The sequence below is a fragment of the Acinetobacter sp. A22 genome (assembly GCF_030913345.1).
Lineage (GTDB): Bacteria > Pseudomonadota > Gammaproteobacteria > Pseudomonadales > Moraxellaceae > Acinetobacter > Acinetobacter junii.
This window is the reverse complement of record NZ_CP133162.1, coordinates 835,232-857,037: the sequence shown is the minus strand read 5'-3', so window position 1 is coordinate 857,037 and position 21,806 is coordinate 835,232. Positions and strand designations below refer to the sequence as shown.

Sequence of the window (21,806 nt, the reverse complement as noted above, 5' to 3'; positions counted from 1 at the left end):
TGGTTGAACTAAAAGATATATTTATAAGCGACCAAAAGAAATCGGCAATATATAATTGGAAAAAAGCAATAATATTAATTTATTGAGTAGAAGACTATGCCAAAAAAATTTGAAGATTTTGATAACCCAAGACAGAAAGCTATAGACGGAATGAAAAATAGTATTTCTGAGGATTTATGGAGTAAAAACGTGCAGTTTCTCAAAACTTTGCGCGAAGAGATTTCACAACATCCTGTGTCTAAACACCCTGCAATTCAGCTATTAAATGATGGCTCAATTGATAAAGAAACCTTAAAACATATTCACCTTGAATACCGACATGCCATAGTGCAAGTATTTACAGATGCTTTATTGATGGCTCAATTCCAAACCAAACAACTCGAACCTCGCCTGAAATCAGGTTCAAAGATGTATGCCCGCTTCTTACTCAACCTCAATGTCTTAGATGAGTATGGCTATCGTCCAGCCTTAGATATCAATGGATACTATGCTGGTAATCCTGATTATGCACACTATCCTTTATTTGAAGATGTACTCGATGATTTCGAATTAACACAAGCAGAGCGCAACAATTATCAGCCCTCGATTATTGCTCAACAAGTGAAGAACTATCTTGAATATGCTTTCGATTGTTATGAAGCCGTAACAGCGTTATTGGCTGTTGCAGAAGAAGAAGTTATTCTTTTTAGTCCTGCCTTGCGTCAAGCAACTAAAGCTGTAGGCTTTAACGTTGATAGTGGTTACTACTATGTGCATGGTGCTTCACAAGATGAAACTGCTGAAACTGCTGACGATGACCATGAGGATGATCTCTGGTTTGTTCTAGCTCAAGCCTGTGTAGAATCTGACTATCCTTATATCCGACAAATTTGTTTAGAATATTGTGATTTATGGCAACAATTCTGGGATGAACAAATTGCAACTTATCAATTTGAATCGTTTAGAAAACTTGCATAATTTTCTTCTTAATAATAAGGTCATCTCCAAATCAAGGATTAAGATGACCTTAAAATTTTCGTTCGATTAGGGTGTGTTGACACTTTTAGCTTAAAAAAATAGCGAAGTAGTAAAATCAAATCGCCAAACCCAATTTTACTATTCGCTATGCCTCGTACCATGCTGACAGATCAACACTGGCAAAAGTTGAAAACTATTTTGCGTAATTTATCTATTCATCACAACTCAAATTTACGTAATTTTATTGAAGCTATTCTCTATAGAATTAGAACAGGCTGTCCGTGGCGAGATATTCCTTCCTATTTCGGTCAATCAAACTCTATTTTCAAACGTTTTAATCGTTGGTCAAGCAGCGGTAAGTTGCTTAGATTATTCAAATTATTAGCATCATGCCCCGATATGGAGTGGATTTTTATTGATGGCTCTCACGTACGTGCTCATCAACATTCTGCCGGTATAGCGAATCAATCCATTTCTAAAAGTGTAGGAGGAAACTCCTCAAAAATACATTTGATTGTTGATTCACATGGCAATCCTATTGATTTCATGATTACCGATGGCACTACACATGACATCAAAGTTGCACCTGATTTAATAGCAACATTAGATTTAAAAGAGACAGAAGTGGTATGCGCAGATAAAGGCTATGATTCAGAACCACTGCGTGAGCAGATCAGAAAAACAGGAACAAAAGCGAATATACCAAAGAAAATAAATAGCCAATCGAACAATGATCATATGGACTGGTATTTATATAAAATCAGGCATTTAGTTGAAAATATGTTTTGTAGATTAAAACAATTTAGAGGGATAGCTACTCGATATGACAAGCTCAAAAGAAATTATCAAAGTGCTGTTGCCTTAGCCTGTATATTTTTATGGCTACCTTTATAGGTTTAATTATGAACAGTAAATGTCAACAGACCCTAATCAATACTGATATAAATAAGATCAACTGCTAAAAACTTTCGCTAATCATAGTGAGCTTGAAGCGAATCTTTTTTGTGATTCTGAATGGTTCTGCCTTTTAACAGCGAAGTTTACATAAGCTGTCAAACTTGTAGCCAATTGCGTTACAATTCAAGTTTTATTACCTTTCAATCCAATGTTTGCACACTTCGATTTCAATCTTCTAGTTTTACTGATCTTATTAGGATTTGGTGTTTTCAGTCAAAATACGGCTGTTATGATTGCAACAGCTGTACTAATCATAATGAAAATCACTCCGCTCAATCAGCTTTTTCCTTACATTCAGCAACATGCTTTAAACATCGGAATTATCGTATTAACCATTGGTGTTCTTTCCCCAATCGCAAGTGGAAAACTCAGTGGTGAAAGTATTTTAAAATCATTCCTAAGTTACAAATCTCTTTTGGCTATTGCTGTTGGCGTATTCGTAGCTTGGTTAGGTGGACGAGGTGTGAAATTGATGAGTCACCAACCGGACGTTGTAGCAGGATTATTGATTGGAACAGTCGCGGGTGTTGCATTATTACGTGGAGTACCTGTCGGTCCACTAATTGCAGCAGGCATATTATCGATATTGATTGGTAAGAGCTAATATCTCAAACCAATCAGATAACCTACCGTCATAAATGCACCAAATCTATAACGCAGACTTTAAAACGATCAAATTAACGTTCGTAATACATCACACGCTTTTGTGAGAATTTTTCTAATTGCTTTAAAAAGCCTTCAAAATAGCTTTTCTCTTTTTCATCAGTACGATAACCCGCATAGAGCGTTCTTCTCAAACCTTTTGGTGAAACACAATCTAAGCGACGACTCACCACCCATCCTTTTTGCTCATATTCATTCACAACCCAATCAGGCAAAGCTGCAATACCGCGCCCACTCGCTACAAGTTGAATTAACATCTGAGTCAAATCAGTAGTCCGAATGTGTTTTGGCAAAATATTCGCGGGTAAAAACAGATGAGCCATAATATCCAAACGATGCTTATCGACTGGATAGGTAATCAAAGTCTCTTCAGCCAGATCTTGAACGGTAATATGTTCTGCTCTCACCAAATGATGTGTATTTGATAAAACTAGACGTGATTCATACTCAAAGATTGGAAAGTATTCTATACCTTTTAGCGCAATTGGATCTGCCGTGATCAGTAAGTCAAATTCAGCGTTTTGAAGAAGTTCATGCGGGTTTGACTCAAAACCTGCTGCAAAGTCTAAATCTACGTCAGGATATTGTTGACGATATTGATTTAACAAAGGCATGAGCCAATCGAAACAGCTATGACATTCAGAAGAAAAAATTATGCGACCTGTTTGCCCATGTACGATTCGAGTGATATCCGTCTGTGCAATTTGAACTTGTGGTAACACATCATCAGCTAATTTCAGGAGACGCTCACCCACATTAGAAAAACTCACAGGACGGCTACGTCTATTGACAACTTCTACTCCATACCAATGGTCTAATTCTTTTAACTGATGAGAAATAGCAGATGGAGTCAGACATAAATCTGCCGCTGCGGCAACTAAAGAGCCATGCTCTCTTAAAGCGAGTAGTGTTTTTAAATGTCTAAGCTCTAACACAGCACCAACCATTATTGAATTTATTTCATCTTAGCACAAAATTAATGAGTTAACCTCACTATATATTTCTGCTATTCCAAATGTCTAAAAAACGACTTACATCATATACATCATGTGTCAAATTCATGTGAACACACGACACTATTTCTTTGAATCAACAAATGCCTTGAGTTCATTTACGTTCCTTTTCACATTTTTGCAACTGTCTTGAATATAATAGTAGCGTCACTTTTTCCTTAAAATGTTATGTCATCTCCCTCAGAATTGAATCAAACAAAACAATATTCCTTATTTCTTGTAATTTTCTCCTTGGCTGTTGGTAGTTTCTGTATTGGTACTACTGAATTTGTCGCAATGGGGCTTATTCAAGAAATTGCAACTGATCTTCATGTCAGTGTCCCACATGCAGGTTATTTCATCAGTGCATATGCATTAGGTGTAATGGTGGGTGCTCCTATCATTGCCATCTTAGGTGCTAAAGTGCCTAGAAAAACTTTATTATTATCACTAATGCTGTTTTACGGTCTCGCAAACGCTGCTACTGCTTTTGCCACATCTTCAGATGCAATGCTTATTTCTCGATTTATTGCAGGATTTCCTCACGGCGCATACTTTGGTGTAGCAGCTTTAGTCGCGGCAGAGTTAGCAGGTAAACATCGTCGTGCAACAGCGATTGCACAAGTTATGATGGGCTTAACCATTGCGAATGTGATCGGTGTTCCTATAGCCACTTGGTTAGGACAACAGTTTGGTTGGAAGGCAGGATTTGAATTTTCTGCGACAATCGCTTTCATTACACTGATAGGCGTAAGTTTATTTGTACCCAATATTCCTTTGCAAAAAACAGCTAGCATTAAAGCTGAATTAGCTGGGCTAAAAAATATTAATATGTGGCTGAATTTGGCAGTTGGAGCAATTGGTTTTGGTGGCATGTTCTCTGTATATAGCTATGTGTCTCCTATACTGACTGAATATACACATGCAGATATCAACATTGTGCCAATCGCTCTAGCAATATGGGGAACAGGCATGGTCATCGGAGGCTTAGTAGCTGGTTGGTTGGCTGATAAAAGCCTATTCAAAACCATGATTGGTATTCTTATAAGTTCTGCATTGGCCTTTGTATTTGCAAGTTTTATGATGACAAATCTTTATACAGCCATCCTTGCTTTATTTTTAATTGGATTCACCGTAATTGGTTTAGGCGGTGCCTTACAAACACATTTGATGGATATTGCGGGTGATGCACAAACTTTAGCAGCATCTTTGAATCATTCAGCATTCAATTTGGCAAATGCCTTAGGTGCATTTCTAGGTGGATGGGTATTGAGTCACAATATGGGCTGGCTAGCACCAATATGGGTTGGCTTTGTTCTAAGTTTAGGCGGTTTGATTATTTTATTAATTGCCCTTGCCTACACTAAATATTCAGCAAATAAACAGTCTGTTATTCTTCAATGACAGACTGACGAATTTTTTCGTTAGTGTACTAACTTATAAAGCTGTCGGTCATGCCATTTTGACAACAAAAACAAAGCACTGACCGATCCAATCAAGGCGAAAAACATATCTGACTGGGTATCCCACTCATAACCTTGTGTTCCTAAAAACTCTTCCGCACCTTCACCAAGCGCAAGTGCTGCAGCCCATTCTATTAACTCATAACTAGCACTTATCGCAAGCACAATAGAAATGACAATAAAAATCAGCATTTTTCCATGCTTTAAGATGTCATTTCTCAGCAAAATTTCACGTGCTGCAATTGCTGGAACAAAACCTTGCATAAAATGCCCAATTTTATCGTAAGGATTTCGGTCTAAACCAAACCATTCTGCCATTTCAAATCCAAATGGCACACGTGCATAGGTATACGTTCCACCAACAATCAATACCATGCAATGAATAAAAATTAATATATAGAGAAGATTAGTCAGAGGAAATCTTTTATAAGTGTGAATCAATAGTGGAACGACAATTAATACAGGTAATACTTCCATGAACCATGTACCACGGTCAAAATGATCAATTCCCGAAATAATTAAACTCAAAACTAAAAAGAGCATCGCAAACAACAACACTAATTTTTGATTCATCGTCGCCCCCTCAATTCTTTAATTTTTATAAGGTCATTCTTCATGTCCATATTAATCAATATTTAGATCGAAAAGAAAAATTTAAATGATTCAACAATCGGCGATACCACAGAGATGACCAATAATAATGCCATAGCTGTATTAAAATATTGAACCTTCTTCTGATCATTCACAATGCTTTGCAAGCGTTGTCCCATATAAGCCCAGATTCCAACACAAGGAATGCTAACCAATCCGAAAATCGCACCAATAAAAACAAACTCAGCCAAATGGCTATTTACAGAGCTATAGGTTGCAATCGCACCCAATGCCATAATCCAAGCCTTAGGATTAACCCACTGAAATAAGGCAGCCCCCATAAAACTTAATGGCTTTTCAGGCTTTTCTTCTCCATCTACTCGTCCTGCACCATAAATTTTATAAGCTAGATAAAGTAAATATACGATCCCAACTATTTTCAATATTTCATACATCAAAGGAGATTGTCCAAGTGTGGCTCCTATGCCGAACCCAACAAGCATAACCATCACACCAAAGCCAAATCCGATGCCTAAAATATGCGGAATACTTCGCTTAAATCCAAAATTCAAACCTGATGCTGCCAACATAATATTATTGGGCCCAGGTGTTATAGACGTGACAATCGAATAAACAACAAAAGAAAAAAAGGTCAGTAAACTCATATACAAAATCAAAACAATTGTTCAAATTTACACTTACTATAACAGCCAATTAAGTCAGTTTATTTCAAACAATAAAACTTTTTATTCTGGTAGCTTTTCGCCGCAATAAGGACAATAGTGTTTCTTTGAGTTTTGTTGCTCTTGTTCTTCTAAAACATGCTCTCGCAAAAGTTGGATAATAATTTCATGCATTTGCTCTTTGGGTAATCCTACTCGCTGTCTTAACTTTTCTAATTCGATCGTATTGTGAACTACCTCAAAACCATGCGCTTGAACAAGCTCACGGAACTCTTGTTCCAGACGCTGATTTCGTTGATTGAGTTCATTAGCCAAACCAGAAGCCAAAATACCCGCAGGTAAAGCTGCAATCCCCACACCTAAAATCGTAATAATTGCACCTAAAAACTTACCCATATTTGTGATAGGCGTAACATCACCATACCCTACTGTTGTAAGCGTAACGACTGCCCACCACATCGCGTGAGGAATTGAACTAAATGCTTCAGGCTGTGCTTTGTTTTCGACTACATAAATACCAGAGGCAGCCATCACGATAAGAATCACTAATATAAAAATGACAGCTTGGAATGATCCTTTTTCACGCTTGATGACCCTGAGTAAAATCTGTAATGACACAAAATAGCGGGTTAATTTAAGTAGTCTCAACAAGCGTAAGATTCGCAGCACGCGTAAATCAATTGGCACGAAGAAATTAAGATAAGCAGGTAAGATTGCAACCAAGTCGATAATAGCCCCCCCGCTACGCATCCATTTCAAACGCTGTTGGCTTGCTGGAAGACTAGGTTCCTTTTCAACAATACTCCACAGTCTAAGTACGTACTCGATGGAGAATAGAGCGATTGATATATTTTCAAACACATCAAAATGGACTTGGTACGCCAAATACAGTTCAGTGATCGACTCCAAAATAACTGCCGCAACGTTTCCAACGATTAAAAAAATCAAAAAATAGTTTACGCACAAACTAAAGGTGCTTTGATGATCATCATTTTGTAAATTGTTATAAACAAAAAGTCTTAACCGTTTTATTGAAAGCTTTGCCATACCATACTTATAGTTATCTCAACCAAGACAAAAATGTATCATGTTGATCAAGCACTGGATACGATATTTGGGCATTTACTGAATTATTTCGGTAAATCACATTGCTAAGAATAAAAAATAACTTTGCAGCAACAGTAGTTTGCTTGCTTATAAATTATCATTTAATCAAGTTCATATCTCAAAAATGATTTGAACCTATCACTTTTATAAAAACAAATTCCATCTTACACATGAACAGAACGAGAAATTTATATGGGCTTTAAACCTATTCCCACTTTGATTTCAATTGGTATCGCTTTAATCATATGGTTCATTATTCCTGTGCCGTCAGGTGTTAGCCCTCAGGCATGGCATCTGCTCGCTATGTTTATCGGTGTAATTGCCGCTATTATTGGTAAAGCTATGCCGATCGGGGCTATTGCAATACTTGCTATCACTTTGGTTGCCGTTACAGGTGTCACTAGCAATAATCCCAGTGATGCTATAAAAGACGCTTTAAGTAGTTTTGCTAATCCGCTCATTTGGCTGATCGGTATTTCTATCATGATCTCCAAAGGATTGCAGAAAACTGAATTAGGTGCTCGCTTAGGCTATTTATTTATCGCTGTTTGGGGCAAAAAGACCATCGGGATCGGTTATAGCATGGCGCTGTCTGAGCTGATACTTGCACCAGTTACTCCAAGTAATACTGCACGTGGTGGTGGAATTATTCACCCGATTGTACGTGCAATTTCTACCAGTTATGACTCTGACCCTACTAAGGGAACTGAAGGTCGTATGGGGAAATTTTTAGCTTTGGTGAATTACCAAGCCAATCCAATTACTTCTGCCATGTTTATTACAGCTACAGCACCTAATCCATTGGTCGTTGATCTCGTGGCGAAGGCAACCAATAGTCAGATTTCGTTGAGTTGGAGTACTTGGGCGATTGCAATGTTACTCCCTGGTTTAGTTGCATTAATCGTCATGCCATTGATCATGTACTGGATGTATCCCCCTGAAGTGAAAGAAACTCCTAATGCAGCTCAATTTGCAAAAACAAAACTCAAAGAAATGGGTGCAGTGAGTAAAGATGAAATCATTATGCTTGGTGTTTTCGGAATCTTATTGCTGTTGTGGGCAGGTATTCCTGCCATGATCTTGGGTTCAGCTTGGGCTGTTGATCCAACTACCACAGCATTTATTGGTTTGACTTTGTTATTGCTCACTGGTGTTTTAACTTGGGAAGATATCCTGACGCAAAAAGTGCGTGGGATACCATCACTTGGTTCGCAGCTTTAGTGATGATGGCGACTTATTTAAATAAGCTCGGGTTAATCACTTGGTTTTCAGGTGTCTTGGAAAGTAGCATCGGTTCATTAGGTCTAGGCTGGATGCCTGCGTGTTTATTGTTAATGCTCGCCTATTTGTATGCACACTATATGTTTGCCAGTACCACAGCTCATATCACAGCCATGTTTGCAGCATTTTATACAGCTGGACTCGCATTGGGTGCGCCACCGATGTTGTTTGCCTTAATGATGGCAGCCGCTTCCAGTATCATGATGACCTTGACCCATTATGCAACGGGTACATCTCCTGTGGTGTTTGGTTCGGGTTACACCACACTGGGTGAATGGTGGAAAGCTGGCTTTGTCATGAGTGTCGTCAATATCATCATATTTGTGGTGATTGGCGGACTTTGGTGGAAAGTGTTGGGGTATTGGTAGGATTATCTAAGTTAAAAAGAAGCCCCTTAAAAAAGGGGCTTTATCATATATTTATTTTAAAAATTAATAAATTACCTCTACTCAATTAATTGGGTTTGATATCATAAACCCAATTTCTCGCTTGTTGATCTGTTATAGTTTCACAGACGTAGTAATCTTGATCCCACGAGTCTTGATGGAAAATTTCCATTTTTCGGTAAGTGACTTGTTTGCAATTTTCGACGCATATAAAGCTGTCACCTTGGTCTTTAACAGCAGAACCGTTAAGAAAGCCACCTATGCAGAGGAATCGCGATTGTTTAGACATTTTCAGACCAACTTATCTAAATCATTTAACAATGCATGGATTAAACCGATTATTATATTAAGTATTATTAATACTATCTCTCAAAATATTTTCTGTATATTTCATTTTTTTGTAATGGCAATAAGGAGGAGTACTCTTTCTCAATAATAGATAAAATATAATTTTCTAATTTATATCCACTAAAATCATGATTACGATCAATATTTCTAGCTAATTTATATTCCAATATTAATCCATCCGCCACCCATCTATTCCCCAATCCAGTCATAGTATTTATTAACAATAATTCTTGCTCATTATTACTCATTTGTGATCTTATATCTTTTATAAGTTCATACTTCTGTTCAGAATTCAATAAATTATTTGTATGAATAGTATCCACCAAATGAAATAAACTTCTAAAATAAGTTCCAAATGTAATAGTAAATCCATTAAATAATTCTAAATCTTGATTGCTACTTATTTTATGATCTAAACCATCGATAATATCTTTTATATCTCTTTCAAAATTTAATTTTGAAAAATTTATTTCTAATATGTTCTTCAAACTCTCTCCTCTACCATAGTAAACTATAGTGAAACACAAAGTTAATATATCCTTTTCTATCAGACCTTTATTCTTCAAGTGGGCAAATTTTTCGCACAAAATGTCAATTAGATTACATAAAGCTGAAAAAATAAATTTTCCTTTAAGTTTAGGATTACCACTTTTATCATCTATAGAAAATCCATCAATATTATTATTATGCATTTCTATTAGCTTATGTATTCGCATTAATAATAAATCTATTTCTCTCTGTTTGTGATAATTAACATCTCTTTGAACATCTTTATAGTGTGAGACTAGAAGTAAGATAATTGTTATAAAACCTAATATAGGATTCAATATACCCCCCATATAGTCCCCGAATGCTCCCCATTTACCTTCTAAACCATCATCCTCACTTGCATTCCAATCTTTTTCACCTAAATTTTCCCAAAAAAATACTTTAAAATCATGTTGATTACCAAAAGTATTAAAATACAATAAAACTTGAATTATAAATATTCCAAGAATTATCAATAACAACAACCAATATCTTTTCAAAAACCTCATAAAAAAAGACCCTCAAAATATTGAAGGTCTTTTTAACTCATTTTCGATTAATTTTCAAATAATTAAGTCAATTGAGCCGCTTGGATTTTCTTGGTATCAACTTGATCAGCTTCTTTTGTATATTCGCTCATCTTGTCGAAGTTTAAGTATTTGTAGATATCAGCAGAAGCGCTGTCGATTTGCGACGCGTACTGTTGATATTCTTCTGGGCTTGGTAATTTACCAAGTACCGCAGCTACAGATGCAAGCTCAGCAGAAGCTAAGTAAACGTTTGCACCTTGACCTAAACGGTTCGGGAAGTTACGAGTAGAAGTTGATACACATGTTGTGTTCGGCGCTACACGTGCTTGGTTACCCATACACAATGAACAACCTGGCATCTCTGTACGCGCACCAGCACGACCATAGATGTTGTACATGCCTTCTTCCATCAATTGGTGCTCGTCCATACGCGTTGGTGGAGCCAACCATAAACGAGTAGATAATGAACCACTTGGTACTTTATCCAACAATTGACCCGCTGCACGGAAGTGACCGATGTTAGTCATACAAGAACCGATGAATACTTCATCAATTTTGTCACCTTGAACGTCAGAAAGAAGTTTTGCATCATCTGGATCGTTCGGGCAGCAAAGAATAGGTTCTTTGATGTCAGCAAGATCGATTTCATATACTTTCGTATATTCAGCATCAGCATCAGCTTTTAATAAGCTTGGGTTATCTAACCACTTCTGCATGTTTTCAGCACGACGAGCAAGTGTACGAGCATCGCCATAACCTTCAGCGATCATCCACTTCAACATTGTGATGTTAGAACGTAAGTATTCAGCAACTTTCTCTTCAGAAAGAGTGATTGAACAGCCAGCAGCAGAACGTTCAGCAGATGCATCAGAAAGTTCGAATGCTTGCTCAACAGTCAAATCATTTTCCATTTCTGTTAAGTCGATCTCAAGGATACGACCAGAGAAGATGTTTTTCTTACCTTTCTTCTCTACAGTTAAGTCACCAGCTTTGATCGCATAGTAAGGAATCGCATGTACAAGGTCACGTAAAGTGATACCAGGCTGCATTTTACCTTTGAACTTAACAAGTACAGACTCAGGCATGTCAAGTGGCATAACACCAGTAGCTGCTGCGAACGCAACAAGACCTGAACCCGCTGGGAATGAAATACCGATTGGGAAACGAGTATGTGAGTCACCACCAGTACCTACTGTATCTGGAAGTAACATACGGTTTAACCAAGAGTGGATAATACCGTCACCAGGACGTAAAGATACACCACCACGGTTCATGATGAAGTCAGGTAATGTATGGTGAGTTGTTACGTCAACTGGTTTTGGATACGCAGCTGTGTGACAGAAAGACTGCATCACTAGATCTGATGAGAAGCCCAAGCACGCTAAGTCTTTTAACTCGTCACGAGTCATAGGACCTGTTGTATCTTGAGAACCAACAGTTGTCATCTTAGGTTCACAGTAAGTTCCTGGACGGATACCTTGACCTTCAGGAAGACCACATGCGCGACCTACCATCTTCTGAGCTTGAGTAAAGCCTTTACCAGTGTCAGCAGGTTGTACTGGAGTACGGAATAAAGTAGAAGGCTCAAGACCTAATTCTTCACGCGCTTTAGCTGTTAAACCACGACCAATGATCAGGTTAATACGACCACCAGCACGTACTTCGTCTAAAAGTACTGGAGTTTTAAGTTCAGCTTCAGAAATTTGTACGCCATCTTTAAACGCTGTAACTTTTGCAGCAGCGTGATCGATTTTCAATACAACTTCGTCGCCCATGTTCATGTTCGCAACGTCGATTTCAACAGGTAATGCACCTGCATCTTCCATTGTATTGAAGAAAATTGGAGCGATCTTAGAACCTAAGCACACACCACCATCTTTTTTGTTTGGAATGTGTGGAAGTTCGTCACCGAAGAACCAAAGTACAGAGTTAGTTGCAGATTTACGAGAAGAACCTGTACCAACAACGTCACCCACGTAAGCAACTTGGTTGCCTTTCGCGATCAATTCTTTGATTTGGCTTAATGGACCAACTTCACCTGGTTTTTCAGGGTTGATACCATCACGTTCGTTTTTCAACATTGCGTTAGCGTGTAACGGAATATCTGGACGGCTCCAAGCATCTTGAGCTGGAGACAAGTCATCAGTATTCGTCTCACCTGTTACTTTGAACACAGTGATTTTGATTTCTTCTGGAACGTCAGGACGGCTTGTGAACCATTCTGCTTCAGCCCAAGATTGCAATACAGCTTTAGCAGCAACATTACCTGCTTTAGCTTTGTCTGCTACATCATGGAATGCATCAAATACAAGAAGTGTTTTTTTCAATGCTTCAGCTGCTAATTCAGCAAGCTCAGCATTATCTAAAAGATCAACAAGAGGAGCTACGTTGTAACCACCAAGCATCGTGCCTAGTAAGTAAACTGCGCGTTCTTTAGTTACAAGTGGAGAAGTCGCTTCACCTTTCGCAACCGCAGATAAGAAAGCAGCTTTAACGTATGCAGCTTGGTCAACACCCGCTGGAACACGATTTTCAAGCAAATCTACTAAATATGCTTCTTCGCCTGCTGGTGGATTTTTTAATAAAGTTACAAGTTCAGCAGTTTGAGCATCATCAAGCGGCTTCGGTGGGACTCCGAGTGCGGCACGTTCTTCAACGTGTTGGCGGTAAGCTTCTAGCACAGTGTTATTCCTCTTTTTTAAAAAATTACTTGTAAGTTCCAGCTTTTTTCAAGCTCTACAAGTAATATGGACAGCAAAATTTTACTAGACTTCGACTTAAAAGTTAATGGAACTACCGTATTTCTACGTGATGCCCATTATTTTATAGCGAAATGTTTGTCACTTTTGAATACCGCTTTGGTCTTAGATCAAAGCCTAATAAAACAACGAATTAGGTACATAAAAAAAGACAACTCTTGTTGTCTTTTCAATGGTCAAATTAAAATGATTTATAGTTCGGTAACTTATCATGTGGTGTTACCAAACATTGATCCGTAAATTTCTTCTTTAAATCCTCACGGATCGCATCAGGATCAGACTTTAACTGATCTACTGGAAGTCTATAAACCGTTTCAATAATTTCGAAAATAAATTTACTCGTCATCTCATCTTCAATCTTGCTCGCATGTTCTTTTGCTTGCTTTTCTTCAATTCCATTCTGACGATCTAGTGCAATAGAACGAGCTGCATTGCCAATACTTACGCAATAGCCATGCCACTGTTGTTCTGGTGTTAAAGGCTCTTTCTTACCACAACCCATCAAAATCAAACCGAGTGCAATCAATACAACCTTTTTCATCTTCATACTGCAGCTAATTAGATGTAGACATCATACTCAAACTCAAGCATTTTGCAAAAAAGATGCATTTAAAAACATCAGCTATCGCTAAAAAATTACATATCATTTTGTACACGACATGTTGTTTGTTGTTTTGAGACATTTGCCACCAGTCGAAGAGAGATATGTATTGCCTTGTACTAGATTGTAAGCTTTACCTTTAGTGTCCCAACAACGAACCCCATTACAATTCTTGATCGGAATCAAAACTTCTGTTTTTGCTGCAAGTGCTACATTTTTAGTTTGAGGTGTTGTTGCAACTACTGCTGTTTTTGTTTCTTTAACCAATTGAGCCTGAACTTGGGTTGGTACAGCATGATTAGCTGTGTTTCCAACCGTCATATTTTGAAGTTGAGGCTCTTGTTTCTTGGTGGGTGGCGGTGTCGCTGAATATGTAGTTACACCCTTCGCATCTACCCATTTGTAGTATTCTTTCGCATTAAGTTGAAATGAACTACTCATCAAACCAATACTAACGATTGCCAAAAGCTGACTAAAAGTGACACATTTCATCCCCTTCCTCCAAAAAATGTCATTTATCTATATTTTTCAATTACTTATATATAATAATATCACATTTATATTTTAAAAGTAATGTAAAAAAACCTGCCTTATCTGAACAAGGCAGGTTTTATAATGTTTATCTAGAAGCGCCAGTTGTAGAATAAGTCAATAGCTCGTTCTAGGGACTGACTTGCTTCCAAATAAAGTCGACGATTCATTTGATATCGCAAAGTCAATTTATTGACAGGTGTAAATACACCAATACCATAGCGAATAAATAAGTCTGGCGTAATATAACCCGTTAAACTCACTTGGGTATCATCGCCAGTTCCCTGAGCATCTAATGCCAATCCACTTAAGCCAAAAGTTCGCCCAATTTGATTCGTTAAAGCTCTAGTTCCACCTAAGCCCATGCTGATTCCAGCGGCAGCGATTGTATTATTAACATCAGATTTGAATCCTTCAGTGTTACTTAAACCGCTACCACCTTCATTAATACGTCCTGTTAATAATGCATTGAGTGCTTCTTGCTCAGACAGACCTGCATCATTGTACACTTGAACATTAGGCACGGTCGCAGTACCCGTAACACGCACGCCGACCATGCTTCCTTGTACAGGTTTATTTGCATCAATATCTAAGGTTGGGTTTGCAAGAGGTCCATTAAAACGAGCAATTGCACGATTCAAGTCGAGACTCTGACCATAAGCTTCAATCTTCACTTTTTGGCTTACACCAATTGCACCATTTGCTCGCATGGCTGTTTCTAAACCACGTTGTGACAGATGTAGACGTCCGACCAATGGGATATTACTTTCAAAGCCTTGGAAAATAACTTGATTACCGAGATTTACCGTCATATCAGCACGGATATCCCATGGTTTCGCTGCTTTTAAAGTAGCGAGTAGATCTTGTCCTTGATGCACCACACGTACATCAGGTGAAACATTCACCACCGTTGCTGAACTTTCTGGCATGGAAATACGAGCACGAGGAACATCAATCGTACCTTTCAAACTTAAACGTTGAGCAAATGGATAAACATCCAAGCTTAAATCGGGTTTAACAATCGCTGTAATCATTGGTGCTTGGCGAACTAATAGATTATCGCCTTTAAGTGTTAATGCTAAATGAGGATCATTTTTCCAGTCAAAGCTACCTTTTAAACGACCTACACCTTGTCCACTATTAAATGCACCATCTATGCTTGCTGAATCTTGTCGAATCGAAGAATAAAGCTGAATATTATTTAAATTCACAGGTAATGAAATCATACTAATAGCGCCATTTTTCAAACGCATTTCACCTGTAAATTGTGGTTGTGTTAAAGTTCCGTCCACTTTTCCAGCAAGCGATAAAGTGCCAGCCATAGAACGTACATCTTTAATAAATGGCTTAAATACTTTGAGCTGAACTTCATCAAAAGCAATTTCACCGCGCATTGGCATATTGCTTTGGAATGGATTAATAATCACATTGGCATAACCTGTTCCAATATCAGGTGTTTTCATATCCACTCTGAATAACAATCCTTCACCAACGCTTTTTGCGATTAAACTAAGTTCATCATAAGTGACTGTTGTCGCAGGATCTTGGGGATCAGCAGCAGCAAGACCAATTTCACCTTTACGGGTTACTAATGTTGCATCTAATTTTGGTCGCGTACCATTTGCCCATGATGCACGTGCATAACCATTTAACTGTCCTGTAACAGCTAAACCTTCTGGCATAAATGCAGCAAAATCATTTAAATCAAGATTTTTTGTGAGAAAAGAAACATTTCCTTTAGTTTTACTCATACGTGCAGCCTGATCAAGGCATAACTGGCTATGAGAGCTTGACCAACAATGCTGCCCTACAAACAGTTCAGCAGCAGATGAGGTATATATAATCGGCGCACTTTGATTCTGTACTAGACTAATTCTACGCGAAGTGAAATTACCTTTTTGCAACTGACCTAACCAATCGTTGTTTTGATTAAATCCACCTGCGAGTTGAACATAAAAATTAGACTGCTTATTTTTACTTTCAACTTTTAACAAATGCGCTTTGCGAGTACCAGCGAGATTCACAACTGCATTTTCAATTTCACGATTTCCATTGCGTACTTGATTTACCTTCGCAGTTAAAATCGTTGGTGTCGTCTCTGAAGTTGGTAGTTCACCTTGCACACGTAATGACTTAATACTAACTAGGTTGTTAAATGCAAAATTATCTACAGCGATGTTTGCTGTTGCTTTCAGTTTCGGTTGAGATTGTATATTTAAATTACCATACGCTCGACCTTGCAATCCGGGATAGATTTCATACAAAGCTGGTGCGTTTAATTTAACTTTTAAACTTTGTGCATTACCAGTTGCTTGTAATTGGTTTTGTGCATATGCAAAAAATAAATCATTTGCTTCAAATTGTTGTGGTAAGAACCCTTTTTGATTTGAATCAAGCAAAAGTGTTAAATTACCTCGTCCTCGAACTGGTTTATTGTTAATAAAACCTGCCGCATTGAGTTGACGTATATCAACTCGTTTTAGGTCATCAGACCACACACCCTGTGATTTGACATGTCCTGAAATTTCACCTTTGACACTTGAAACAAAATATTGGGGCTTGAAACGAACTAATGAGGTTTCAATATTCCAACCTAATTTATCTTTTAGATTGACTGAGCCTGTTGCAAATAATTTTCCAGCCACACCATCATGCTTGAACTCATTAATTTTCACGTAATCAGGCGTGCCAGCAACATCAATTTTTAATAATCCATTTGCCTGATTTAAAGCATTTAATGAACCATCATACTGAACCGCATAACTCTTAAATCCACCACCATTTTTTTGATCATGGAAAATTAAAGCTACTGTACTTTTCCCTTTAAGTGCAATTTTTTCAGATGTATTTGATTGGGCTAACTGACCATTTAAATCAATATTATCAAATTGAATAATCTGCTGATTTGGTTTAGCAAAACCTTTAGCAACAATTTGTCCATTTAATAAATTTACTGGTGCCGCTGTAGCTACAGTTTGCGGATTGAAATTATCTGCTTTAAGCGTTGCACTCCATGAGAGTTGCTGTTTTTCAGTTGGAAGTTTAATTTTTGCTAGACCCGATAAGCTTCCATTTTCTGCCTGATAACGAAAATTTTCGATATCTAACAAACTACCTTTAACATCTAAGCGAGCATCATATTTACCCGTTGGCAATACTGTTTTTTCATGTGGCTTTACAGTAGTCGAAACAAAGATATCTTGCTGACCTTCTTTAAGTGTAATGTTGGTTTGACCATTATCACTACTTAACCATCCGATATATGGCACTGCTCGATCAATTCCTTGCCAAGCAATATCAAGTAGCATCGGTTGAGGTTTATTGGATATCGCTTTTGCTTGATTAAGTTTTACATTCCAAGTCTCGTATTGATCAAAAGCCAGCTGTGCATTCAATGCCAACCCTTTTTCCATAGAACCAATTGAACTCAGATTTGCGTCCAACGTTGGTGGCAAAAAGTCTTGAGCTACCTGAGGGATGATTTTATTTTTAGGATTAAGTCGATCAAGTCGACCTTTAATGTCCCATGCAACATGATCTTTCCAACTTACAATCCCTTTTAGTGAAACGCTACCATTCATCACCTGACCGTTAAAATCCTGAATATTTAACTGGTTTCTAAGGTCCGTTTCCATCAAAGCATTATATTTTCCTTCAGGAATTTGCTCACCTTTAAGATCGGTATCTAAACTTAAAATAAGTTTTTTGATGTTACCGTTAAAACGTGCAACACCATCTTTAGCAAATAATTTTTGTTCTTTTAATAAAGGCAAATGATAGTTTTTGAATAAAAGCTCGCCCTGCATTGGCACACCATCACGTACTGGATGTAAAACAGTCCAGCCTGTGAGCAAATCTGGTGTTTGCGTTGCTACACCTGCTTTTAGCGTATCTAATGTACCTGAAGCAACTACCTTTATGACATTGATATCTAAACTTTTAAGAGATGGAATAATAAGATCAGCTTTCGCGTCAATCGGATATTTACCACTAAAATCCATCTGACCTGTCGCATTCTTTACAGCCAAATATCCCATGTCCATATGTGAGTCTTCAAACTCTAATTTGGTACCTGACCATAGGGCATCTTTCAAATAAATATCATTAAACTTCACTTCAGATGTTGTTGTCTTAATGACCAAATGATCTAAATTCGCCTCATCAACTCTTAATACAAAAGGAAGCTTGATTGCATCAAATGCAAATGGTTTTCCTGATGGTGGCTTTTTATTAATAACTTTGAAATTTTGAACATCAGCATGGCTTAAATGTATTTCTTTTTTGAATACTGCACGCCAACCCAAAGATACATCAGCACGATCAAGCGAAACATCTACAGCTTTCAGTTGGACAAGAACATTTTTTAAAATGATTCCTGAAAGTAAATTACCACTTTCATATTCATAACGAATCATCTTTTGACTTTGCAAAACACGATCAAGTAGAAAACGGCTGCCTTTATCCGTAGACATCATGACAAGTAATGAACTGATAAGTACTACAAGCGTCATTAACAGGACTAAAACAATAGTTCTTATCGTATGACGCTGTTTTTTCGGTCCATTTGAAGGCGTTAATTGCTGTTCTACTTCCGACATAATCAACCTGATTTTTTAACCTTTGAATAGGTTTTGTTTAAGATTATTAAAGTTGTGGACCAATAAAAAAGTGTAAACGAATTGGATTATTGTCGTTGGATATACCAGAAGCGACATCCAGTCGAATTGGACCAATTGGTGAGCGCCAACGTATACCAACACCTATACTATATTCTGTAGGGTTGCTAAATTGTTTATCATAAGCATTACCAAAATCGGAAAATATGGCTGCTCGCCAACCATCTTTAAATTGATAATTATATTCAAATGAGCCAACACCTAGGGCTTGACCACCAATTTTATAGCCATCTTCTTCAGGTGATAAGCTTTTATAGTCAAAACCACGTAATGATTGATCACCACCTGTAAAGAATCTTAAATTATAAGGAACTTTATTGAAATCATCGGTAAAAATATAACTAGCATCGCCACGACCTACAAACTGATGGTCTTCATTTTCACCTAATGAATAAATAAATCGCCATCCAGCAGTTAAAATAGCCATGTTAGCATCAGATAATAAGGATTCTGATCCCAATTCGACTTTATAAGTTTGCTTAAATCCTTTTGTCGGATTTAACCGAGAGTTTGCATTCGTTTTCGATGCCTCATAACCGAATAACAATGACTCTTGTTCTGAATCAATACCTGAAACTTTAAATGCATCAGGTAATTCGTCAACATTGACATCACCTTTTTTTGTTAATCGATCTAGACGATAACGAAAACCCATCGTATGTTGCCAATCACCAAGAGGATTCTTAATGATTCGCTCTCCACCTATAACTGCTGATTCAACCAATAGATTTATATCAGGACCAATATCATCACGTTCTTCACGCTCATAACCACCAACTAAGTTAAAGTAATCGTTGAGTGGATGTTTATATGGAATGCTATAACGACCATCGATTGATTGACGAATTTGTGAAAGCTCAATATTGGCATCAAATGCATGACCATATTTATTCACGATTGCACGTCTGTATTGACTACGAATACGGGGACCCGTATCAGTTCCGTAACCAATACCCGTCTCTAAGCTATTCAATCGATCTGCATTTAAAGTCACGACTACAGGAATTTTTTTCTCAATACGAGTTTGTTCTTCTAATTTTTGACGTTCTTCCTCTTCATCATCATGGTCATCAGCAAGTGGCATCGCTCTAGCCAATGCATAAGGCTGTGCAGATTGACCACCAGAGAACTGGGATTCATCAACTACATCTTGTGTAACCTCTTGAGAGGATGTGACTTTCTGCCTAGCTAAATCTGCTTTTTGTTGACTATTTAATAACTGAGATTCTTGAATACGCTGCTGATCGACTAAAGCTTGCAAATCAGGAGGAAGCTCTAAAGGTGGTTGAATTGGATCAGGCTTAATTGTGTCAACCAAGGTATAGTTAAAATATCGTGTATTCGTTAAGTTATTTGCTAATAGATTCACACGCCAAAAAGCATAATCATCACCCTCTTTCCAAGGTGCCAAACTGTCTAAAACTTTTTGAGTGAGTGGTAAAGGCTTACTTGGATCACTCATGCGATATTCAACTTTCTTCAGTTTATATCGCTCGCCTGTTTCATATTTTAAATTAATATCTGCAATTTTTTTTGGTTGACTAATCTTCACATCATGGAGTCGCCAGTATGCATCGAAGAAGCCATTATCTGTAGCAGTATTAACAATTTTGCTTTTTGTCTCTTCATATTTTCCATGATTAAAAATATCTTTTTCATCTTGGATCGGAACTAAGCGAATAACTTGAAACTGAGGTAAATTTTCACCTGCCCCAGTAAAGTCTATATTTTGCTCGTTGATAATTACAGGTTTATTTGGTGTAACATTGACTTTAACTTTGCTTTCACTGACTTTTTCAAACTTAAATTCTGCATTGTAATATCCTACAGCTTGAGCTGCTTGATTTGATAATGCACGTAATTGAGGTAAAGCTACTGCAAAATCATCAAATGATTCTTGCGTAAAACTAGAAAGTTTCGCTTTGATATTTGCTGCCAATTCAGGTGGCGCACCAGATACATCTGCACTAATTCGAGGAACTTTGTCCGTATTTAAAATATTTTCGGGTTTGAATCGATTAATAATTTTCTTAAAAAATCCAACTTTTTCAGGTGCTGGTTCAGATTTAGCTTGGAAGTCAGCTAATGTTCTCCCAGTTTCATTTGCTTCTACAACAATCTTACTATCAGCCTGAATTTCCTGCATTAATTCATTGATGTTTACAGGTGCTTTTGTTATTTCTGTCAGTTCTGTTTGAGAAACATCATTGACTGTGGTTTGTGTGGCATTTGCTCGATAGTTTTTAGCTTCATTTTTCGCTTCTTCTGCAACACGATAAATTTCGTTTGCCATGTTCTGATCAACTGGAACTACTGGCAAATCCTCTAGATTTTCATCGAACTGTATAGGTTTTAATTCTTCAATTTGATTGATTGTTTGTTCTTGTTGTTTTAATGCAGCAAGACTGTCTAATTCTGAAACAGTTACAGTCGATGGCTCTACTGTTGCCGAAGCATTCACATCAGCCGATGCTAGAGTTTGTAATGTTTGATCAGAAGATGATGGTGTCTCTATTGAATTAATTTTAGACATATCAGCAATTTGCTCTTGAGCACAAGCAACTGATATAAAAGAACTAATTATAAAACTACTACAAATAAGTTTAGGAAATCCCTGCATTTTAAATATTAAATGCATAGAATGAACCAGTGTTGACTGTTTAAACTTATCTTTAGATGGCATGTGAAACTCTAAACTTATTTTTAATTTATCTTTTTTTGATGGGTGAAAATTTCTTCAAATCTTTGATTTT

15 protein-coding genes and 1 pseudogene are annotated in these 21,806 nt (G+C 37.4%); 5 read left to right on the top strand and 11 right to left on the bottom strand.

Annotated elements, in window-relative coordinates:
* Positions 1-96 precede the first annotated feature (96 nt).
* From Q9Q86_RS04305 to Q9Q86_RS04295, 3 genes are all read left to right on the top strand, one after another.
* Complete coding sequence (locus Q9Q86_RS04305; RefSeq protein WP_112987667.1) at positions 97-957, top strand: hypothetical protein; 861 nt, start codon at positions 97-99, stop codon at positions 955-957.
* Positions 958-1,104: 147 nt separating this feature from the next.
* A complete protein-coding gene (locus Q9Q86_RS04300) occupies positions 1,105-1,851 on the top strand; it encodes an IS5 family transposase (RefSeq protein WP_004912080.1) in 747 nt (248 codons plus the stop codon).
* 211 nt (positions 1,852-2,062) lie between these two features.
* Positions 2,063-2,518, top strand: coding sequence for a DUF441 domain-containing protein (locus Q9Q86_RS04295; protein ID WP_112986931.1), 456 nt, complete (start codon positions 2,063-2,065; stop codon positions 2,516-2,518).
* 73 nt (positions 2,519-2,591) lie between these two features.
* Here the strand turns inward: Q9Q86_RS04295 and Q9Q86_RS04290 are convergent, their stop codons facing one another.
* The gene (locus tag Q9Q86_RS04290; protein ID WP_005402501.1) at positions 2,592-3,512 is read right to left on the bottom strand and encodes a LysR family transcriptional regulator; all 921 of its coding nucleotides are present in this window, start codon (positions 3,510-3,512) and stop codon (positions 2,592-2,594) included.
* 246 nt (positions 3,513-3,758) lie between these two features.
* Here Q9Q86_RS04290 and Q9Q86_RS04285 point away from each other — a divergent pair, with 246 nt between their 5' ends.
* The gene (locus tag Q9Q86_RS04285; protein WP_112986930.1) at positions 3,759-4,973 is read left to right on the top strand and encodes an MFS transporter; all 1,215 of its coding nucleotides are present in this window, start codon (positions 3,759-3,761) and stop codon (positions 4,971-4,973) included.
* A 20-nt stretch (positions 4,974-4,993) separates the two neighbouring features.
* On the opposite strand, the gene Q9Q86_RS04280 is transcribed toward Q9Q86_RS04285, so the two are convergent.
* From Q9Q86_RS04280 to Q9Q86_RS04270, 3 genes are all read right to left on the bottom strand, one after another.
* On the bottom strand, positions 4,994-5,605 hold the full coding sequence (locus Q9Q86_RS04280; RefSeq protein ID WP_112986929.1) for a DUF2238 domain-containing protein: 612 nt from the start codon (positions 5,603-5,605) through the stop codon (positions 4,994-4,996).
* 62 nt (positions 5,606-5,667) lie between these two features.
* Positions 5,668-6,288, bottom strand: a complete 621-nt coding sequence (locus Q9Q86_RS04275; RefSeq protein ID WP_004953966.1) for a LysE family translocator — start codon at positions 6,286-6,288, stop codon at positions 5,668-5,670.
* A gap of 81 nt (positions 6,289-6,369) precedes the next feature.
* A complete protein-coding gene (locus Q9Q86_RS04270) occupies positions 6,370-7,353 on the bottom strand; it encodes an ion transporter (RefSeq protein ID WP_112986928.1) in 984 nt (327 codons plus the stop codon).
* A 252-nt stretch (positions 7,354-7,605) separates the two neighbouring features.
* On the opposite strand from Q9Q86_RS04270, the pseudogene Q9Q86_RS04265 reads away from it, so the two are divergent.
* Positions 7,606-9,062: pseudogene (locus Q9Q86_RS04265) on the top strand (DASS family sodium-coupled anion symporter).
* A gap of 85 nt (positions 9,063-9,147) precedes the next feature.
* On the opposite strand, the gene Q9Q86_RS04260 reads toward Q9Q86_RS04265, so the two are convergent.
* The 7 genes from Q9Q86_RS04260 to Q9Q86_RS04230 all read right to left on the bottom strand — a co-directional run bounded on the left by Q9Q86_RS04260 (position 9,148) and on the right by Q9Q86_RS04230 (position 21,736).
* Positions 9,148-9,369, bottom strand: a complete 222-nt coding sequence (locus Q9Q86_RS04260) for a hypothetical protein (protein WP_112986927.1) — start codon at positions 9,367-9,369, stop codon at positions 9,148-9,150.
* Between the two features lie 73 nt (positions 9,370-9,442).
* Complete coding sequence (locus Q9Q86_RS04255) at positions 9,443-10,456, bottom strand: putative phage abortive infection protein (protein WP_171299327.1); 1,014 nt, start codon at positions 10,454-10,456, stop codon at positions 9,443-9,445.
* A gap of 71 nt (positions 10,457-10,527) precedes the next feature.
* Positions 10,528-13,167, bottom strand: a complete 2,640-nt coding sequence (locus Q9Q86_RS04250; RefSeq protein ID WP_004911724.1) for a bifunctional aconitate hydratase 2/2-methylisocitrate dehydratase — start codon at positions 13,165-13,167, stop codon at positions 10,528-10,530.
* A gap of 259 nt (positions 13,168-13,426) precedes the next feature.
* Positions 13,427-13,786, bottom strand: coding sequence for a hypothetical protein (locus Q9Q86_RS04245; protein ID WP_004911726.1), 360 nt, complete (start codon positions 13,784-13,786; stop codon positions 13,427-13,429).
* Between the two features lie 102 nt (positions 13,787-13,888).
* Positions 13,889-14,338 carry a DUF4124 domain-containing protein gene (locus Q9Q86_RS04240; protein ID WP_112986925.1) on the bottom strand — a complete coding sequence of 150 codons (450 nt, stop codon included), beginning with the start codon at positions 14,336-14,338 and terminating at the stop codon, positions 13,889-13,891.
* Between the two features lie 131 nt (positions 14,339-14,469).
* A complete protein-coding gene (locus Q9Q86_RS04235) occupies positions 14,470-18,975 on the bottom strand; it encodes a translocation/assembly module TamB domain-containing protein (protein ID WP_112986924.1) in 4,506 nt (1,501 codons plus the stop codon).
* 46 nt (positions 18,976-19,021) lie between these two features.
* Complete coding sequence (locus Q9Q86_RS04230; protein ID WP_112986923.1) at positions 19,022-21,736, bottom strand: autotransporter assembly complex family protein; 2,715 nt, start codon at positions 21,734-21,736, stop codon at positions 19,022-19,024.
* Between the last annotated feature and the right edge of the window lie 70 nt (positions 21,737-21,806).

Excerpts from the sequence above, each read along its gene's own strand:
- Q9Q86_RS04305 (WP_112987667.1), top strand. The coding sequence starts at position 97 with ATGCCAAAAAAATTTGAAGATTTTGATAACCCAAGACAGAAAGCTATA.
- Q9Q86_RS04300 (WP_004912080.1), top strand. The coding sequence starts at position 1,105 with ATGCCTCGTACCATGCTGACAGATCAACACTGGCAAAAGTTGAAAACT.
- Q9Q86_RS04295 (WP_112986931.1), top strand. The coding sequence starts at position 2,063 with ATGTTTGCACACTTCGATTTCAATCTTCTAGTTTTACTGATCTTATTA.
- Q9Q86_RS04285 (WP_112986930.1), top strand. The coding sequence starts at position 3,759 with ATGTCATCTCCCTCAGAATTGAATCAAACAAAACAATATTCCTTATTT.
- Q9Q86_RS04280 (WP_112986929.1), bottom strand. The coding sequence starts at position 5,605 with ATGAATCAAAAATTAGTGTTGTTGTTTGCGATGCTCTTTTTAGTTTTG.
- Q9Q86_RS04275 (WP_004953966.1), bottom strand. The coding sequence starts at position 6,288 with ATGAGTTTACTGACCTTTTTTTCTTTTGTTGTTTATTCGATTGTCACG.
- Q9Q86_RS04270 (WP_112986928.1), bottom strand. The coding sequence starts at position 7,353 with ATGGCAAAGCTTTCAATAAAACGGTTAAGACTTTTTGTTTATAACAAT.
- Q9Q86_RS04260 (WP_112986927.1), bottom strand. The coding sequence starts at position 9,369 with ATGTCTAAACAATCGCGATTCCTCTGCATAGGTGGCTTTCTTAACGGT.
- Q9Q86_RS04245 (WP_004911726.1), bottom strand. The coding sequence starts at position 13,786 with ATGAAAAAGGTTGTATTGATTGCACTCGGTTTGATTTTGATGGGTTGT.
- Q9Q86_RS04240 (WP_112986925.1), bottom strand. The coding sequence starts at position 14,338 with ATGAAATGTGTCACTTTTAGTCAGCTTTTGGCAATCGTTAGTATTGGT.
- Q9Q86_RS04235 (WP_112986924.1), bottom strand. The coding sequence starts at position 18,975 with ATGTCGGAAGTAGAACAGCAATTAACGCCTTCAAATGGACCGAAAAAA.
- Q9Q86_RS04230 (WP_112986923.1), bottom strand. The coding sequence starts at position 21,736 with ATGCCATCTAAAGATAAGTTTAAACAGTCAACACTGGTTCATTCTATG.